The 881-nt window shown below is 34.3% G+C and carries 1 protein-coding gene; it reads left to right on the plus strand.

The window, feature by feature from the left end; all coding sequences use genetic code 11:
* The first annotated feature begins 93 nt into the window (after positions 1-93).
* On the plus strand, positions 94-747 hold the full coding sequence (locus D7Y06_RS25365; RefSeq protein ID WP_120410225.1) for a zinc ribbon domain-containing protein: 654 nt from the start codon (positions 94-96) through the stop codon (positions 745-747).
* Positions 748-881: the final 134 nt, after the last annotated feature.

Genomic DNA, 881 nt, shown 5'->3' on the forward strand with positions numbered 1-881 from the left:
TTATCTGCTGGACATTTTAAACTATAGGGAGGGCTGGTTACCTGCTTGTGTAGGTTAATCAGCAGACACTAATTAAAATGAAAGGGGATAGATATGGCTCTGATAAAGTGTGTAGAATGCGGTAATGATGTTAGTGATAAAGCAACACGTTGTCCGAAATGCGGCAAAGAGGTTAATCCCGTAAGCCATGATAAAAAGAAAAGCAATATATGTAAAGAATGTGGTCAAGAAATGGATTCGACAACTGGTATTTGTTTAAATTGTGGTTTTGATCCAGTAAGAATCGAACAAAAGAAAAGGAAAGCCAAGAAAAAAATTGGTTTGATTGTCAGTTCGATTACTGCTGTTGTTGTGTTGGCATTTGGGATTATGTTTGTCCAAGATGTGAACACAGGTAATTCTTATATTCTTGCAGCATGTAAAGAATTAGCCGATGAAGAAAACGGGTTTCCAGATGTTAGAAATATTTATTATTCTGAAAAACCTGCTGAAGATTCTACCATTGATTATATATATAGGGTCTATATTGAGTATAGAGGAAGTTTGGGGACAGAATCTGTAATATATATTGTGGATAACAAAGGAAATACCTATTTTATCACAGCTTATATGGATGAAAAATTGTCGTGTTATTTAACGATTGCGGAATTTGAAATAAATGGTTTGGAGGGCTTTTTTGAGCCAAGTGGTGATTGGGAAAAACTGAGTTCGTCAGAAATAGAAGAGTACGAGAAGAAACTTGAATAACTTAAGGTGATAAATTTTACTTATAGAAATTGATGTTATATAGTATTTCGATTATATTAGACTTGTGAGTTAAAAGTTTGTACCACTAAGAAGCCAGAAAATCCCAGTGTTTTTCTGACTCTTCCTGTAGCTCA

The organism is Roseburia sp. 1XD42-69 (assembly GCF_003612565.1).
Classification (GTDB): Bacteria; Bacillota; Clostridia; order Lachnospirales; family Lachnospiraceae; genus Roseburia_B.